Origin of the sequence: Frankia umida (genome assembly GCF_023242945.1) — a bacterium.
Classification (GTDB): domain Bacteria; phylum Actinomycetota; class Actinomycetes; order Frankiales; family Frankiaceae; genus Frankia; species Frankia umida.
Genome location: NZ_JALKFT010000030.1, coordinates 45243 through 61057, shown reverse-complemented (window position 1 = coordinate 61057; position 15815 = coordinate 45243). Strand labels below are relative to the sequence as shown.

General features: G+C 71.6%; 13 protein-coding genes. All 13 read right to left on the bottom strand.

Translation table 11 applies throughout. From position 1 onward, the window contains the following. Positions 1–44: 44 nt before the first annotated feature. On the bottom strand, positions 45–3344 hold the full coding sequence (locus tag MXD59_RS21450; protein WP_248826429.1) for an AfsR/SARP family transcriptional regulator: 3300 nt from the start codon (positions 3342–3344) through the stop codon (positions 45–47). A 129-nt stretch (positions 3345–3473) separates the two neighbouring features. Then, entirely contained in the window at positions 3474–3971 is a 498-nt protein-coding gene (locus MXD59_RS21445) for a hypothetical protein (protein WP_248826428.1), read from the bottom strand. Next, entirely contained in the window at positions 3971–4420 is a 450-nt protein-coding gene (locus tag MXD59_RS21440) for a hypothetical protein (protein ID WP_248826427.1), read from the bottom strand. Before MXD59_RS21440 ends, MXD59_RS21445 begins: the two co-directional genes overlap by 1 nt. After that, positions 4417–4827, bottom strand: a complete 411-nt coding sequence (locus tag MXD59_RS21435) for a hypothetical protein (protein ID WP_248826426.1) — start codon at positions 4825–4827, stop codon at positions 4417–4419. Before MXD59_RS21435 ends, MXD59_RS21440 begins: the two co-directional genes overlap by 4 nt. A 19-nt stretch (positions 4828–4846) precedes the next feature. Beyond that, a complete protein-coding gene (locus MXD59_RS21430; RefSeq protein ID WP_248826425.1) occupies positions 4847–5119 on the bottom strand; it encodes a hypothetical protein in 273 nt (90 codons plus the stop codon). Positions 5120–5133: 14 nt separating this feature from the next. Beyond that, on the bottom strand, positions 5134–6015 hold the full coding sequence (locus tag MXD59_RS21425; protein ID WP_248826424.1) for a type II secretion system F family protein: 882 nt from the start codon (positions 6013–6015) through the stop codon (positions 5134–5136). After that, positions 6012–6902, bottom strand: a complete 891-nt coding sequence (locus MXD59_RS21420) for a type II secretion system F family protein (protein ID WP_248826423.1) — start codon at positions 6900–6902, stop codon at positions 6012–6014. Before MXD59_RS21420 ends, MXD59_RS21425 begins: the two co-directional genes overlap by 4 nt. Next, complete coding sequence (locus MXD59_RS21415) at positions 6899–8233, bottom strand: ATPase, T2SS/T4P/T4SS family (RefSeq protein WP_248826422.1); 1335 nt, start codon at positions 8231–8233, stop codon at positions 6899–6901. Before MXD59_RS21415 ends, MXD59_RS21420 begins: the two co-directional genes overlap by 4 nt. Continuing rightward, on the bottom strand, positions 8230–8967 hold the full coding sequence (locus MXD59_RS21410) for a hypothetical protein (protein ID WP_248826421.1): 738 nt from the start codon (positions 8965–8967) through the stop codon (positions 8230–8232). The genes MXD59_RS21415 and MXD59_RS21410 overlap by 4 nt, the downstream gene beginning before the upstream one ends. After that, entirely contained in the window at positions 8964–9677 is a 714-nt protein-coding gene (locus MXD59_RS21405) for an SAF domain-containing protein (RefSeq protein ID WP_248826420.1), read from the bottom strand. The genes MXD59_RS21410 and MXD59_RS21405 overlap by 4 nt, the downstream gene beginning before the upstream one ends. Before the next feature lie 55 nt (positions 9678–9732). Continuing rightward, positions 9733–10530 carry a hypothetical protein gene (locus MXD59_RS21400; RefSeq protein WP_248826419.1) on the bottom strand — a complete coding sequence of 266 codons (798 nt, stop codon included), beginning with the start codon at positions 10528–10530 and terminating at the stop codon, positions 9733–9735. A 26-nt stretch (positions 10531–10556) separates the two neighbouring features. Then, entirely contained in the window at positions 10557–10910 is a 354-nt protein-coding gene (locus MXD59_RS21395) for a hypothetical protein (protein ID WP_248826418.1), read from the bottom strand. 599 nt (positions 10911–11509) lie between these two features. After that, a complete protein-coding gene (gene mobF / locus MXD59_RS21390) occupies positions 11510–15670 on the bottom strand; it encodes a MobF family relaxase (protein WP_248826417.1) in 4161 nt (1386 codons plus the stop codon). Between the last annotated feature and the right edge of the window lie 145 nt (positions 15671–15815).

Below are 15815 nucleotides of genomic sequence, written 5' to 3'. Positions count from 1 at the left end.
AGTTCGAGGAAGAATTTGACGGACAAGACCTCCGTGCGGCATAGTTAGGATTGTCTACAAAAGCGGGAACGCTCCAGAGGAAGTTTGGAGTGGAGCGCGATGTCGTGGAGGAGGCGCTGGTGGAGTGTCTCCAGGTCGCGGTCGGTGTCGCCGTCCCAGTATGGCTCGGCTTGTTCTGCGCGTAGGTAGGCGCGGTATTCGGCGCGTAGGGCGTTGGGGTCGTGGTTGAGGGCGTGGGCGCGTAGGCGTAGGGCGAAGAGTTCGGTGTGGGCGGGGAGTATTTCGAGGCCTCGGATGGTGGTGGCCAGGGCGGCGGCGGTGTCGCCGTGTTCGAGGTGGTGTTGGGCGAGCAGGATGACGGCTTTGATGGGGGTGGTGGTGAGGATGGATCCCATGTGGGCGTCGAGCCAGGGGTAGCCGGCGGGGATGCCGAGGATGAGGTCGACGGCTTCCTTGAGGACGGGGATGGCGGTTTCGGGATGGTTGCGGTGTTGTTCGGCGTGGTGGATGCGGGCCTCGAGGAGGTCGAGGTCGGAGGTGACCTGTGGGGCGAGGGTGAGGGCGGTGCGTTCGAAGCGGGGGAGCCAGTGTTCGGCGTCGTCGCCGGCGAGGGTGGTGAGCAGGCGGCGGACGCGGCTGAGGGCGTTGGCGATGGTTTTGGGGGTGGCGCCGCGGGGCCACAGGGCGGATTCGAGGTCGGTGCGGGTGCCGCGGCGGTGGGTGATGAGCCAGGCGAGGACTTCGTTGGTGCGTTCGCGGGTGGTGGCGGGGTCGGCGTGGGTGCCGTCGCGGGCGGTGACGTCGACGGGGCCGAGGAGGCGGACCATCACCTGCCATGGGGGTTCGGTGAACGGGTGCGGGTCGGGTGCGGCGGGTGGGAGCGGAACTTCGGGGAGCGGTGCTGCTGCGTCGGCCCACAGTTCGGCGAGGGTGTCGCTTGTGTCGGCAGGTAGGCCGGTGAGGACGAAGGGCAGGCCGAGTGGCTGGAGCCGCCAGAGGTCGGGGTTTTCCTCGGTAGGAGTGGGGCGAAGGACCCACCTGGTGGTGATGGCGGTGTCGGCTGGGAGCAGCACGCCGAGGCCGCGTAGGCCGTCGCCGGAAAGGTCAACAAGGTCATGAACGGGCCCTGCCTCGACATCAGAGCTGCCGTTCGAGCCGGAGTCGGTGACGAGCAGGGCGATGAGCGGGTCGAACTCCTCGCCGGGTTCGTTGATGCGGGCGGTGAGTGTCGTGGGGTATCCGCCGGCGTCGAGGGTGTGTTGCAGGAGGTCGGAGTCGTGCTGGGCTGCGGCGAGGAGGGTGTCCGCGGTGTCATCGGCGGTGACGCGTTCGGGGTCGGTGACGGCGTGGGAGTCCAGGCCAAGGGTGTGGATACGGGTGAGGTTGGCCCAGGGGGACGAGATGAGGGTCGCGAGGATGGCGCGGGTGGTGGCGCGCAGGCGGTCGGTGTCGGCGTGAATGGCGAGGCTGCCGAGGGCTTCGAGGTCGGCGAGTACGTCTGCTCCGTCGAGGGTCGCGCCGAGCTGGACGAGTGCGGGGCACGGCGGTGGCAGGTCGGTGAGCGGCGGGAGGACGGCGTCGGCGGGCAGGGCCCAGATGAGGGGATCGGGACCGGCTTCCCACGGCGCGGGAAGGTCATGGGTGCCGTTCGGGTGCAGGTAGATCTCGACGGTGTCGTCGGGGTGGACGAGCAGGACCTGGGGGTGCGGCCCGGTGGGCTGGCCGAGGTGGGTCAGGGCGAGGTGGCGTAGGGCGGCGTCGATTCGGTCGAGGCGGTCCGGGTCGTCGGCTTCGAGGAGCGCCGCGTGCAGCTCGGCCTGGTCGGGTGGGGCCGGAGGGACGATGTGACGCGGGGTCGTGTGGTTGTCGCGGCGGCGGCGTCTGGCCGTCCACGATCCGACGATCGTGGTGGCGAGCAGTCCGGCGGCGGCAAGCCAGGTCAGACTTTCCGTGGTCCTGTCGTGCGGCGAGTGCGGCGTGGTCGGGGTGGTCGGCATGGCCGGCGTGTGGGTGGGACTGAGGTTCGGGGTTACGAGCTGCTGGCCGGCGGCTGTGGTCAGTGCAGGTGATGGCGGGGTGGGCGAGGGAGGGAGTGCCGGGGCTTGCGCTGGCTCAAGGGGAGTGGGCTGACTGGTCGGTGTCGGCGCAGCAGCGGAGGCGCTGGATGAGCTGACGGGTGGTTCTGGGGTGGTGAGTGCGGTGGGGGTGGCAGCGATCCTCGGGGCTGACGGGGCTGACGGGGCTGTCGCAGTCGTCGAGGACGGCGCTGCTGGTCGTCCTGCCTCGGGGGACGAAGGGAGTTCGGGGTTGGGCGGGAGGACGGGCAGTCGCAGCCGCATACCCGGGTTGATCAGCTGGGGTGAGGTCAGGACGTGGCCATGCTGGTCGGTGACGCCGTGGTTGGCGGCGAACACGCTGTCGACGGCGGCGCGAACGTCGAGGGGTGACAGGTCGCGGTAGGCGGCGTCGACGATCGTCCAGAGGTTCTCGCCGGGCAGCACCTCGTGGTTGCCTGCGCGCGGCTGGGTTGCCGGCCCGGCGGGCTCACGGTCGGCGGCGAGCGCGTAGGAAACGTCTGCCAGCGGTGCGGACGGGATGTGCAGGATGGTTCCGGGATCGACGGCGACGAACCCGGCGGGTAGCGATGAGCCGTCAGGTTGAACGACGCCGACGCTGGCGTCCCGGATGATCCACCACAGGTCCGCGGAGCCGTAGTGCTGGGCCGCGAGGGACCGCAGGGTGTCGTAACGCTCGCTGCGGTGGATGTCGTACGGCCCGGCGTGCGTATGCGTAACGGTGAAGGCGGCCGTGTCCGGCCCGGCGGCCTTTGGTGCCGAGTCCGGCGAGGTGGGCGGCAGGGTGGGGGTCGAGGTGGCGGCGGTGACGGCGGCGGGTAGCGGTGCGGCGTTCAGGCGGCCGGCGGCGAGGGCGAGCAGCAACGGCAGGCTGGTGATCCAGGTGCTGGCGAGCCGTTGGACGACTCCGGGAAGCAGCCTGGTGCGCGCCGCGGCGCCACCACGGCGCAGCTGGGCGGCGACCTCGCGCAGGAGCGCCGCGGCGAGCAGTAGCCACACGAGCCAGGCGAGGACGGCGAGGCTGTTGGGAATCACGTCCGGGTGCAGGTAGCCGGCGCGTGCCAGGCTGATCCACCGGCCGGGTTGGAAGGTGTGCGGCAGCGGGTCGGGGCGCCAGGCGTGCAGGACGAGGGGCACGGCGGCGAACAGCACAAGCCCCACGAGTGCGGTGGCCGCACGGGTGAGAGCGCCGGGGGCGGTGGGTCCGGCTGCGGGCCGTCCCGCAGGGAGCACGGCAGGCCTGCGGCGGCGGGTGCGGCTGGTGGTCATCGGTGTGCCTCGCGGTCGGGGGCAGGGACGGCGGTGAAGTGGAGTGCGGGGACGGAGAGGACGGCGCCGGGGATGGGGGCGGGGAAAGTCGGGGTCGCGGCGGAGGCTTGGTCCAAGGCCGCAGCGGGATCAGGGGCCGGGGGTGGCGATCGCCGAGCGGGTCTGGGTGACCGTTGCCCGCGAGCCTGCGGTGAGCACGGGGATGTGGAAGAGCACCGGCTGGTGCACGGTGACGGTGACGGCCGCGCCGGTGACGGTGACCTGGGCGTCGTGGATCCCGTGGGCGTCCAGGTAGGCCAGGGTGGCGGTGCGGGCGGTCGCGGGGTCGAGGCGGATGGTGCCGGTGTCGAGGGCGGCGGGGTCGAGCTGCTGGGCGCCGACGCGGGCGGCCTTGCCGGCGAGGTCGAAGGCCTGCCCGTTGGCGTGCAGGACACGGACCTGGTCGCTGAGCAGGGCGGCGAACAGGACCGCGGCGACGAACAGTGCGCCGAGCATGAACAGGGTGATCGAGCCCGCGTCATCGCCGCTGTGGCCGTCCACCTGGGTGAGGCGCCTGCCCAGCGAGTCGAGACGCCTGGTCAGCCATCTGCACCGCCTGCCCGCCTGATGCCGGGGCCGGGCTGTCATCAGAGTCCACCTCGGTACCGGTCGATGACCTCGTCCGCGCTCGCATGCACAACCCGCCGATGGCCGAACAGGCTTGCCGTTCGGCAGGTGACGGCGACCCGCACCGTGCCCGCGGCGTGGAACGAGATGGTGGTCGTGACGACGGAAACGTCCGCGCAGGGACCGGAGCCCGGCGTGATCCGCGCGTGGACGACCTGGTCGGCGGCGCCTTCTGCCTCGGCCGGGGATGCTGTGAGGGAGGCGGCGCGGGCGGCTTTCCGGGCAGCGGCGGTGACCGCGGCGCTGCTCTGGCTCGCCTGGTAGGCCACGGCGAGGATGAGCAGGGCGAGCAGCACGACCGCGGCGGCAACGGCGAACTCCACCGCATACGAGCCGTCGTCGCGCCCGGCGCCACGCTGCTTGTCGATGCGACGCGTGAGCCACCTTGCGGGCGGGGCCGCGCGCCTCATCGGTGGAGCCCGGACTGCTGTTGGGGGACGAAGTGGATGCGCGGACCGGTGGCCGTGCTGCTGACCGCACCCCCGAGCGGGCTGTGCGCGGTGACGGTGACGGACACCAGATCCTCCTGCTGCCCTATGCGTACGTCGGTGCCGGAGATGAGCAGTACACCGGCGGTGATCCGGCGAGCGACGGCGTCCACGGCCGGGTTGGTGGCGCTGGGGGCCTGGGCGATTTCGAGGGCACGCTGGCTCGCGGCCTGCGCGGCCTCGGCGGTGACCCAGCGGACGCCCATCATCAGAAACAGCAGCAGAAGCGCGAAGACGCCGATCATGATCGCGGCGAGTTCGGTGGCCTCACCCTCGTCCCGCGGGCTGCGCGACGACCAGCGCAGGCGAGTACGGAGACGCGCACGCAAGGGGGGAGTTCGCACGGTGTTACTGCTGCTGGCACTGGGCCGGATCGGTGGAGGTGCAGACGTTGGAGGCGATCTGCGTCGCCTTCTGCCGCAGATAGAAGATCACAACAGCGGCGATGAGGACGAGTCCCGCGGCGATCAGCGCCGTGGACAGTCCGCCGTCACCACGATCGCGTTCGCCGGGATCCGCGCCGGGGCGTAGGCGATCGACGACGTGGGCGCTGAGCGTGAGGTGGACAAGGAGGAGGCGGGCTGCCAGGACGCGCAGCATGCGGGTGGCCCTTTCGCTCATGGCCGGCGGTCTCGCTACTGGCCGACCGTGCTGTTGATCATGGTGAGGAGTGGATAAGCGAGGAAGGCGACGAACGCCAGGGCGACGACGGCGGCGGGCAGGTCCATCTGGGCGTCGGCGGTGGCCTCTGCGGCGCGCTGCCGGGCGGTGTCGAGTCGACGTATCGCGGTGGCGCGGGACTCGAAGGCGAGGACGGGCGAAGCGCCGGCCTGGGCGGCGGCGAGCGTGCGGGCGAGATCGGTGAACTCGCGTAGCGGGTAGGTGTCGGCGAGGGTGGCGATACCGCGGTCGGGAGGTTCGCTGCGTTGCCGGGCGTCGGCGAGTGCTTCGCGTAGCTGGGTGAACGTCCAACCCTGGCCGCGGTCGGCGGCGGCGGTCAGAGCGGCAGGAAGAGGAAGGCCGCCGACGAGCAGGACGCGCACCAGGTCGACGTAGGCGGCGATGGCGAGGGCTGCGTCGCGGCGGCGGTGGCGGGCGAGCCGGCGGATCGGCCGGTCGGCGAGCAGCACGGCGGCGACCGACGTCCCGGCAAGGAGCAGCACGGACAGCAGGGCTGGCGGCCGGGCGAACAGGTGGCCGAGGGCGAGGCAGACCAGGCCGGTCGCGGCACCGCCGAGCAGGTGCAGGAGTCGGGACGCCATGTGGGCGTCGTCGCTGCGGTCGGCGAGCGCGACATCGTCGGCAAGCAGCAGCCGCGTCAATCCGCTGGTACGCAGCGCCCCACACAGCCGGCCGGGTAGCCGCTGCAGTGCGGTGGACCGTGGTACGGGTGTGGCGAACAGGGCGGTGAGGTCGGCGCCGAGGTCGGGCCGGCGGGCGACCACGGCACGTCCGGTGGCGAACAGGCCGTAGCCGGCGAGCGCACCGCCGGCGGCGATCGTCAACGTGCTGTTCATGCCGGCTCCGGGTCGGCGGCGGACTCCGGGTCGGCGGCGGACTCCGGGTCGGCGGCGAAGACGTCCGGGGGAAGATCGGGCTGGCCCAGGCGGATGAGCGTGTGGACCGCACCCGCGACGGCCGCGCCCAGTGCGAGGAGGACCAGCTGGCCGGTCGGGCTTCGGTAGGCGGCGAAGAACGCCGGCCAGACCAGCAGGACGCCGGTGATCGCGGCGGTGAACAGGCCGAGCAGCATCGTCATGGACCGGCGGTGCCGGGCGCGCAGCGCATGCTGGTCGCGCAGCCGGGCGACGTCATCGCGGGTGGTGTCGACCTGGCTGGCCATCAGTTTCACGAGGTCACCGGTGCCGCGCCGGTAGGCGATGTCGAGGACGGCGACGACCGGTCCGAGTGCGGGATGGGTGACCTCGCGGCGAAACTGCCACAGCGCGTCGGGAATCGGCGTCGACTCGAGGTTGGCGGCCAGGCGGGCCAGCGGTTCGGCGAGTTCGGCTGGTGGCTGGTCGCAGGCGGCGGCAAGCGCCGCGCGCAGGTGGCGGCCGGCGCCGAGCCCGTCGCGGACCATCTCGGTCCAGGTGGCGATCGCCTCGCCGAGGCGGGTGACGGCGGGCACCGACGGCCCGCGTCGTTGGGCCAGCACCACGTAGCCGACGGCGGCGACCATCAGGCCAAGAGCAGGTGTCCTGGTCACAGGCCCCGTGACAGCGGCGAGCGCGAGCACCCCGATCGTCGGCCGACCCAACACCGGCACCGGCACCGTGCTGCCACGCAGGTGCCGTGGCAGGGGAAACGTGACCCGGCCGGTCAGGGACATGGCGAACAGCCAGACACCGAAGCCGGCCACCGAACCGGAAAGGACGAGAACGGCCACCGTGAACCCGTTCATCGGCGGATGCCGATCAGATAGCTGCGGTTGCGGTCGAGAATGTTCACGTCGAGGCCGGCGCCGGTCATCCGGGCGGTCAACTCGTCGGAGGCGACGAGGTCGGTGCGGGTCGCCCGGCCCGCGGACGGGTTCCACCGCCACAGCTCGGCGATGCTCACCCCCCGTTCGCCCCGGCCGGCGACCTCCAGGACGGAGCTGATGACACGCCGGCCGCCGATCCGGCTGACCTGGACGATCAGGTCGACGGAAGCGGCGATCGTGTCGAGCACGACCGAGTCGGCAACCCGATGCTCGCCGAACGCCGCATAGGTCCGGATCCGGGGAATCACATCGGCGGCGGACGGCGCGTGGATGGTCGCCGCGACACCGCGGGCGACGCCCTGGCCGAGGGCGAGCAGCAGCGGCATGACCCCGCCGTCGGGCCGCAGCTCACCGAGCGCCACCCGGTCCGGGGTGAGCCGGCGCAGGTCGGCGGACAGGAACCGTTCCATCGTGTAAGCGCCCTCGCCCTCGACGTTGGCCTCCCGGGCCTCGAACGCGACGAGGTTCGGAAAACGGTTCGGGTCGAGGAAGAGCTCCATCTCGTCTTCGACGGTCACGATCCGGTCGAGCACGACGTTGGCCGGATGCGCGTTGAGGCAGGCGCGCAGCAGGGTGGTCTTGCCGGCGGTGGTCGCCCCGGAGATCACCAGACCGAACGGGTCGCGCATCCAGGCGGTGGCGGTCAGCATGGCGGTGAGGTCGGCGTCGAACATGCCGACGGATTCCAGGCCGGGCAGGCTGTCGAGGCCGGGGTCGGACAGCCGGCAGGAGATGTGGACCCGGCCGGTGACCTGGGCGATCGCGTGCAGCCGGACGCCTCCCGCCAGCCGGCAGCGGACGCTGGGCGCGGCGTCGTCGAAGCGGCGGCCGTGCGCGGCGGCCTGGGCAGCCACCCAGGAGAACGCCTCATCCTCGTTGCGGAAGGGGCTGGCGATCTGGATGCGGCGCCCCGACCGGTCGGTGCAGATCGCGTTGGCGGCACCGTTCACCTCGACGTCGCTCCAGCTGTCGGGCATGAGCAGGTAGGCCATGGGGCCGAGCGGTGACTGGGCCAGGCGCAGACGGCGGCTGACCTCTTGTTCGGTGGCCCGGTCGAGTGGGGGCTGCCCGGTGTGGGTGCGGCGCAGCTGCTCCTGGCGGAGGCTGCTCTGCACGATCTCTTCGAGTCGCGCGAGGCGATCCTCGCCGGATGCGGTCCCCCCGTGCAGGGCGGACGCGACGATGAGGCGCAGCCGATCGACGAGCGCGTCGACCTCCTGCGTGTGCGCGGTCGGTGGTGTCCAGGTCATGGGGCAACCCCGGCGGCGAGGCTTGTGATGTCGGGCGCCGGGCAGGCTGCCAGCACACGATCGGCGGCCCGCAGCAGCGCTGACCTGCGGCGCAGCCCAGCACCTTCGGCCAGATCGCGGGCGCCCCGCGGATCGTCGGGCACGGCGAGCACTGGGACGAGCGAGGAGCCGAGCTGCTCGGCGACGAGCCGGCGCACGTCGGCGAGCGTGTAGGAGGCGGACCCGCGCACCACGAGGACGATGCGGCGCGCGAACAGGAACAGCCCGGGCAGGCGCACCAGCGCGCAGGCCAGCCCCTCACGTTCGGCGGACGTGACCAGCACCAACGTGTCGCAGAAGGTGATCAGTTTCGCGGTGGCCTGCCGTACGCGGCCGACGTCGAGCAGCAGCGGCACGTCCGCGTCCTGGCGTAGCCGAGGCAGTGCGGCGGTGAAGCCCTCCAGCGCGCCCGCGACGGTCTCCTCGGTGGTGGAGGCCGGGACGATCGGTAGGCCGTTCGCGCAGGCCTGCGCATGGTCGAGCACGGTGACGCGTCCACGGGTGGCGGCCACCGCGAGGCTGGCAAGACCTGGCGCGTCCGCGCTTAGGGAAAGGTTGCAGCGGGCCGCCAGGACACCGCCGTCGGCACCGGCCTCGATGACGACCCCACCGCCCATGGCGGCCAGGGCGAGCGCGAGCGTGGTCGCACCCGGCGATCCCGGCCCGGCGGTTCCGATGGCCCAGCAGGTCGTCATCGGCGAACCCCCAGCAGCCGCAGCCCCTGACCGGTCGTCCCCGTTCCGGCCGCGGCGGCGATCCGCGCTGCCTGGTCGGCCGGAGCGTCGAGGTCCACGACCAGGTCACCGTTCGCGGTCTGGCCGGACAGTGGCCGGACCTCGGCGACCTGCACCGGGTCACCGAGCAGATTCGGCGCGGCAGCACCGGCACTGCCGTCCGTGCCCGTGGTGCTGTCGGTGGCGGTCGACCCGGCTGGCGCGCCGGAGATGACCACCTGAACCCAGTCGCCCGCTCGCAGGGTCCGCGACGGCAACGTGTCCGCGGACAGCCGCAGACCCACCCGCGCCGAGCCTGCGGGAGGTGTGGCCGAACCGACCATCTCGGGGGAGACCAGCGTGCCCGCCGCCAGGGAGACCAGCGCTTGGCGTCCCACGATCGCGGTACGTGCGGTCGCCGGTGAGGCCAGCCGGGCGGCGGTCCCCTCCACCGACACGCGTGCCACCGCGAGCGCCGAGGAGTCAATGATGTCGCCGCGGGAGACCGGGCGGGTGAGAATGACGGCATCAATATGATCGTCGTGCAGGCGCGCCGCCCAGACGGCCGTTCCGGCTCCGAGCACAATTAGCAGGACCGCGACCGCGAGGCTTCCCCGGGATGTTCGGCGGGGCCGGAACTGTTCGCCGGGGGAGGACCTGGATAGTTTTTCGGTACCCATGGTTGCCGTCATCGCGTCACCCATCCTGCTTTTCTCGTCGTGCTTCAGATTTCCTTGACGTGCGTGGTCAACTGGCCTGCTCCACGGCCTGGATCTCGCCGACGGCCACGTCGTACGACGCTTCTGTCATGACGTCCGGTAAAGTGCCCTCGTCTCCAGTGGATGCCGCCCAGGCCACGGCCCACGTCATCTGCAGGCGTGCCGGCCAGGACCGTCCATTCGGTGCGACGGAGGAGGCGTTCCGATAGGAATAGGTACAGGGCGATGCCGACTGGGGTCGTGTTCTTTCGAGGGTGCAGCCCAGAGCGGGTGATCCGTCGCCGGGGGAGAAGGCCAGCGCCCGCGGCGTCGCGGTGACGGTCGCGGTCACCCCGGCGACGGAGGCCGTCGCCGTCGTCGGGGCCCACGAGCGCACCGCGAAACGCAGCGGAGCATGCACGACGACCCGCTGGCCACCGCGCAGATCCGGGGTGAACACACCGTCGGGCGCCGGGATCCGCTGCCGGGCCAGACTCATCGCAAGTGCTGCGACCTGCTGCGCCGCAGGCGTTGCCCGCACCCAGTAGTAGGTGATGTCGGTCGGGCCGCACACCCGCGCGTACAAGGTGACCTGCACACCATCGGCATCGGTTCGCGTACTCGGCTGCGGGGCCCGCTGCAGGTAGCTGAACAGTGCCCCGGACTGCCAGCTACACGGATCGGGAGCGGCGCTCGTCGAACGCGGTGCGGTGGCCGGTGTTCGCATCTGGGCGTAGGCCTCGATCTGCCCAAGTACCGGGTCGACCTTTCCGGAAGCGCTGTGCTCTGCGCCGTTACCGACGGCCGCCTGCGCTGGGGCGCGAATCAGCGCGAGCGAGGAAATCATCAGAGCGGCCATCGTGAATGCCGGCGCTAGCGGGCGGCGCATCGGTCTGCTCCCGGCCATGTCGTGAGCGTCGTGGCATCGACAATCTTCCATTCGCCGGCGACCAGCAGCCAGGTCCATCGAGTGCGGTAGCTCTGTGTTTCGTCGTTCACCACGATCTCGCTGCCGTCAGGAGCGCGGTTGGCCGCATCCACCACCCGGCCGGAATCGTAGGTGCAGGTAGTCGTCTCCGCTTTCCCCTGGGACGCGGAAGGTGGCACCTTGACCTGCTCGATTGTCTGGTGGTCCAGCGTGCCTCGGCGGCCGGCCCAGCCCTTGGTGCTGAACGTCTGCAGGAACGTCGACACCCCGGCGCGCTCGGGCGAGTCGGCGGTGTACATCGCGAGGAGAACCTGCCGCTTTCCCGTGTTCGTCGGATCGGCGACGGCGTCCAGGTAGGCCTGCTCGTAGGCGGCAGTCGCGGCGCGGATCGCCTGATCGGCGCTGGGGGACGGGCTGGATGTCGGTGGAGCGCTCGACCGGGTGCTCGGCGACGCCGTCGGTGCGAGTGGACGAGGGGACGCGCTGCCGGAACAGGCGGCGGGCGCCAGGACCACGATCGCGAGACACCCGGCGACGACGAGACCGCGCCGCGTCGGTGGGGTGGCAGGGAGGGATCGCAGTGGCGGACGAGCTCTCGGGGCATCGGTAGCTGGCCGGTCGTCCGTTGCGCACGATTCGGGCACGATGGCCTCTCGGGGCTATGGATGTTGGCGTTTGATGCTGTTTACCCCCGTAGGCATCAAATTTGATCCGCATGACGCCAGGTGTCAAGGCTCTTGCGGAAGATCGAGCGCGATTTGCGCCGTTCTGTGAACGTTGTGTTACGTGACGCTCGGAGCGACCATGGGCGGGATGGGACTGAGCAATGAAGCATCGGAAGCTTGATCAACGGAAGCGGCGGGGAGCCAGGAGCGCGTAGCGTCTCCTCGGCCTGGCGTCAGAGGCGTAGATCCAGCGTGTCCGTTGTGGTGATCAGTTCGAGGTAGCGGCGGCGGTGCTCGGGGTCGTCGGGCATCGTCCCGAGGGCTCGGTGGGACGGGAGGTCGGCTTCGGGTTGCGCGGGTTGGCCGTAGGGGAGGCCGAGGGTGCGCAGGCGGTAGTCCTCGATCTGACCGGCTCGGGTGTACCAGCTGTGCGCCAGGTTCTCGGTCGAGGGGACCGGGCCGAGGAGGTCGGTGAGGTAGCGGGCGGGGTTCTGCCGCAGGTTGAGCTGCGCGGCGTCGGCCTGGCGGGTGAGCGCTGCGTCGAGGCGGCGTTCCCGGTCGTGCAGGGCCCGCTGGGCGGCCTGGTCATCCTCGGGGATCGCGGCCGTGCGGTCGGCTGCCTCCAGATCGCGGCGGGTGCGGCGTACACGGTCGAGTTCGCCTGCCAGCTTGTTCGGCGGGTGGGTGGCGAGATGGGCGATCTCTGCGGCGTCCAGCAGGGTGGTCGCGGCCTGCCACAGGTCGGTCAGGCTGCGCGGTGGCGGGAGCTGGTGGAGGGATGCGTCCACGGCGTGCTCGTGGCAGAGCGCTGTAACGCGATGGTCGAGGATGGCGGCCGGGTCGCGAACAGGGGACTGGCCCTCGGTGGTGAGCTGGGCGAGCAGGCCGGACGGGGCCCGGCCGCTGTCGAGCAGTGCGTGGATGCCGGCGATCGCGCGGTCACGGGGAACGGCCCGGGTGCGCATGTCGAACAGCTCCCGGGCGCTCGGGCCGAGCCTGGATACCCAGGCCAGGGCGAGGTCCCGGGCATCTCGGCGTTGCACCGCCCATTCGTCCGGATGGCTCCTGGCGGGAGCGGGCGGGAGTTCGGGATCATCGAGGCGGGTGTCCGGCACATGGGCCTGGTAGATCGTGGCGGCAGTGACGGCTCGGTCCCAATGGTCACGGTGGGGTCCGCTCGCCGGGCGGGGACCGAGACGGGCGAGCAGCTGCGGTGCGGGATCGGCCAGGGCGGCGGCGGCGAGCGCGGCCTCGGCGGCGAGCTCCGCTCGGCGCACGACACCGGGCGACGGGTAAGGCGAACCGCGGGTGCTGCTGGGCTGGCCGTGTCGAAGGCGGTGCAGCTCGGGCAGGGTGTGGGTGGCGGCGAGATGGTGGGCGGCGTGGGCGTGGGGATCGATGTCGCGGGCGAGGCGTTCGTCGCGGGAGGCGCGGATGCGTTCGGCGAGGCGGGTGGTGGCGTCGGCGGTGGGCAGGACCGGGAGCCAGTTCTCGTCGTCGAGGCCGGATTCGAGGTCGTGGCGGCGGATCAGGTAGGCGCGCAGGTCGTGCTGGGCGCGGGAGAGCATAACGTACAGGCCCGCCCGGGAGGTGTCGTCTGCGATCAGCGGGCGGGCGGTGGGCATGGTGGAGCCCTGCGCCTTGTGGGCGGTGAGCGCGTAGGCGTGGGCAAGCCCGCCGTCGCGTCCGTCCGGGAAGGGATGGGTGAGGTAGTCCCAGCCAACGCGCACGGTGCCGCGGCCCGGGAAGCGCACCTGCAGGTACTGGGCGTCGGGCCGGCCAGGGTCCACGTGGACGGCGGTGATGCGGCCGATGGTGCCGGTGCGGATGTAGTGCTGCCGGCCGCGGCCGTGCGGGATGAGGGTGTGCCCTGCCTGGGTCAGGGTGATGACCTCGTCCCCGGCCTGGAAGTCGCGGCCGGCGACGGTGAGGACCGGGCCGGTGAGGCTGCCGTCGGCCTGCAGGGCGGCGCGGGCGGTGATGTTGAGGGAGTCGACGTCACGCTGGTGCTCGGCCATCATCGGCGCTGCCGCACGCGCGAGGCCGGCGGTGCGCTCCTGGTACCAATCGGTCGCCGCAGCGGACAGCAGGGACTCCCGGTCGTTGAACAGCCGAAGGTGGCCGTCGTCAGCAAGCCGGGCGAGGGCGGACATCGTCCGCGCGGGCACCGCGGTGCGAAGCCCGTCGAGTGCGGCGCGGACGCTGCGCATCGCGGGACCTTTCTGACGGCGCACGCTGGCCAGCCCCAGGGGTGGATGCCGGTCGACGAGATGGGCGAACCAGCCGCCAGCACCGACTGAGCCCAGCTGTGCGGGGTCCCCGACGAGGATCACGACCGTGCCGGTGCGGGTCGCGTGGCGGGCGATCCGTTCGGCGTCGCGGGTGGAGACCTGGCTTGCCTCGTCGACGACGAGCACGGTCTGGTCCGCCGGCCAGTGGGTGGTCGGGTCGTCGGCCGTGTCGAGCAGGGTGATCCAGGCGCTGACGACCCTGCTGGGTACGTCGAGGGCGGCGCCGAGCTGCTCGGCCTGCCGCCCGCCGTGGGCCGCGCCGAGCACGGCGTATCCGCGTTCGGTGAGGATGCGGGCGAGGACTCGCATGACGGTGGTCTTGCCCGAGCCGGCCGGGCCGATGACGGGGCGCATCAGGTCGGTGCTGGTGAGCACGGCGCGCAGGAGCGCGTCCTGCTCGTCACTGAGGTGAATGGCGCTCGGTTGGGCGGCTGATGTTGACGTTGACGGGTCGGTGGCCGGGCTGGTGCTGGTGCTGGTGGCATTGGCCGGGGGGTCGGCGGCGAGGGCAGCGCTGATCGCGTCGGCGGGTAGCAGGGGATGCGGCAGACCACCATGGTCGACGCGGCCCTGGCGGTGCAGGGTGAGGAGGCTGTCCTCGGCGGCGAGCAGATCCTCGGTGGTGTAGTACTGCTCGGTACGTCTGCGGCGCTGGTCGCGTTCCTCGATCAGGACGACTCGGGGGTCCGCCATGGCACGGCCGACGATGCGGCTGATCTCGGTGGCATCGAGGCGGTCCACCGCCCAGGCGGCGACCTGCTGGTAGACGTCGCGGCGGGTGAAAGCCGTGCTGTTCGCGGTGACGCCGTGCGGGCCGACCAGCTGGTCGACGAGCGCGGGGACCTCGTCGCCGGCCGGGGTCTGCGCTGGTTGTGGCTGGTGAGCGAGAAGTGCGTTGACCTGCGACGGCGTCCATCCTGCGGCGGCGAGGATCGCTGCCTGTCTCGCACGGATCTGGTCGTCGGCAAGGACCTTCTTGGACGCGCGGGAGCGGCGCTGGGCGGCGGCCTCGGTCCGTCCGTCGGGGAACAGGCCGCCGGCGACGAGCTGCGCGAACTCTTCGTGGACCTGGCCGTGCCGGGTTGAGAAGGCTGCCAACAGCGACGGCGGGAAGGCAGCGAGCTCCGCGACCCCGTTGCGCACCGGCCCCCACCGGACGCCGCGGCGTCGGGTCAGCTCGTGGCGCATCGCGGCGGCTCCGACGAAACCGGCCGTGCGGACATGCTGGAGGAACAGCTCCCCGTCGAGCGCCCGCCACTGCACGATCGCCGTGCCATCCGCCTCACGCAGGGGTGTGCCGTCCTCGTCGAACAGCGGCACCGCCACCGCATTCGCGACAATGTTGTGGATATGCAGGTGAGCCTCGTCCGCGCGGCTCACCTCGTGCTGGTAAGACGCGGCGGCAAGCCCCAGGCCGGGCCGGTTCCGACGATCAAGCATGCCCTGTACGGCGTAGCGCTCGAGGTGGTCGACGAGCGCGTCAACGCCGGCATTTACGGCGGCGACGATGTCGTCGCGAAGCTCGTCGTCGGCGAAGCCATAGGCGACGCTGAGACTCTTCGGGGCGCTGCAGACCACGTCGTACCCGATCACCACCGTTGGCGGCTCGCGCTGGCGCAGAAAGCGGAGCAGCTCATCCCGGGAGACCCGCCAGCGCCCCGACTGCGGATCGCGCTCCGCCCGAAGCATCGCGGGAGCGGGCTCACCATTCGTCAAGTCATCTGCAGTGGTTGTCGCTGGACCTGATTGTGCCTGGGCGGATGCGCGGGCGAGCCGGCGAAGATATGACACGTCCACCCCAGCGACATCTGCCGCCTCGGTGAGCGTGAACCACTCGCGCCCGAGTTGAAGATGGTGCCGGGTCCGCGGGAGCCGGCTGGCCGAACCTACGGCGGACAGCAGCGGACGCCCCGAGGCCGCATGTTCCCCGCTCAGCAGCCGCTGCAGCTGCTCGGCCGTGACGTTGCTACCCGCTCTACTCAGCCCGGCGATCTCGGCGCCGCTTCCCCGCGCCCGGCCGGACAGCCGCCCGCCCTCGCGATAGTAGGCAGCCCCCGCCACCGCGGGTTCCCCCGCGCCCCCGCCGTCGACGTAATCGACCACCCGCCGCACCGCAGTAGCGATACCCGTTTGGCTCCGCACAGCGATCCCCAACACCTTGACCGTAGCGATCACCGCCATGCGCCTCCACCCGCCACCCGGCGTCACCGACGGTCAGGCACGCTTTCCTCGCTGGCTGGTCTATGAA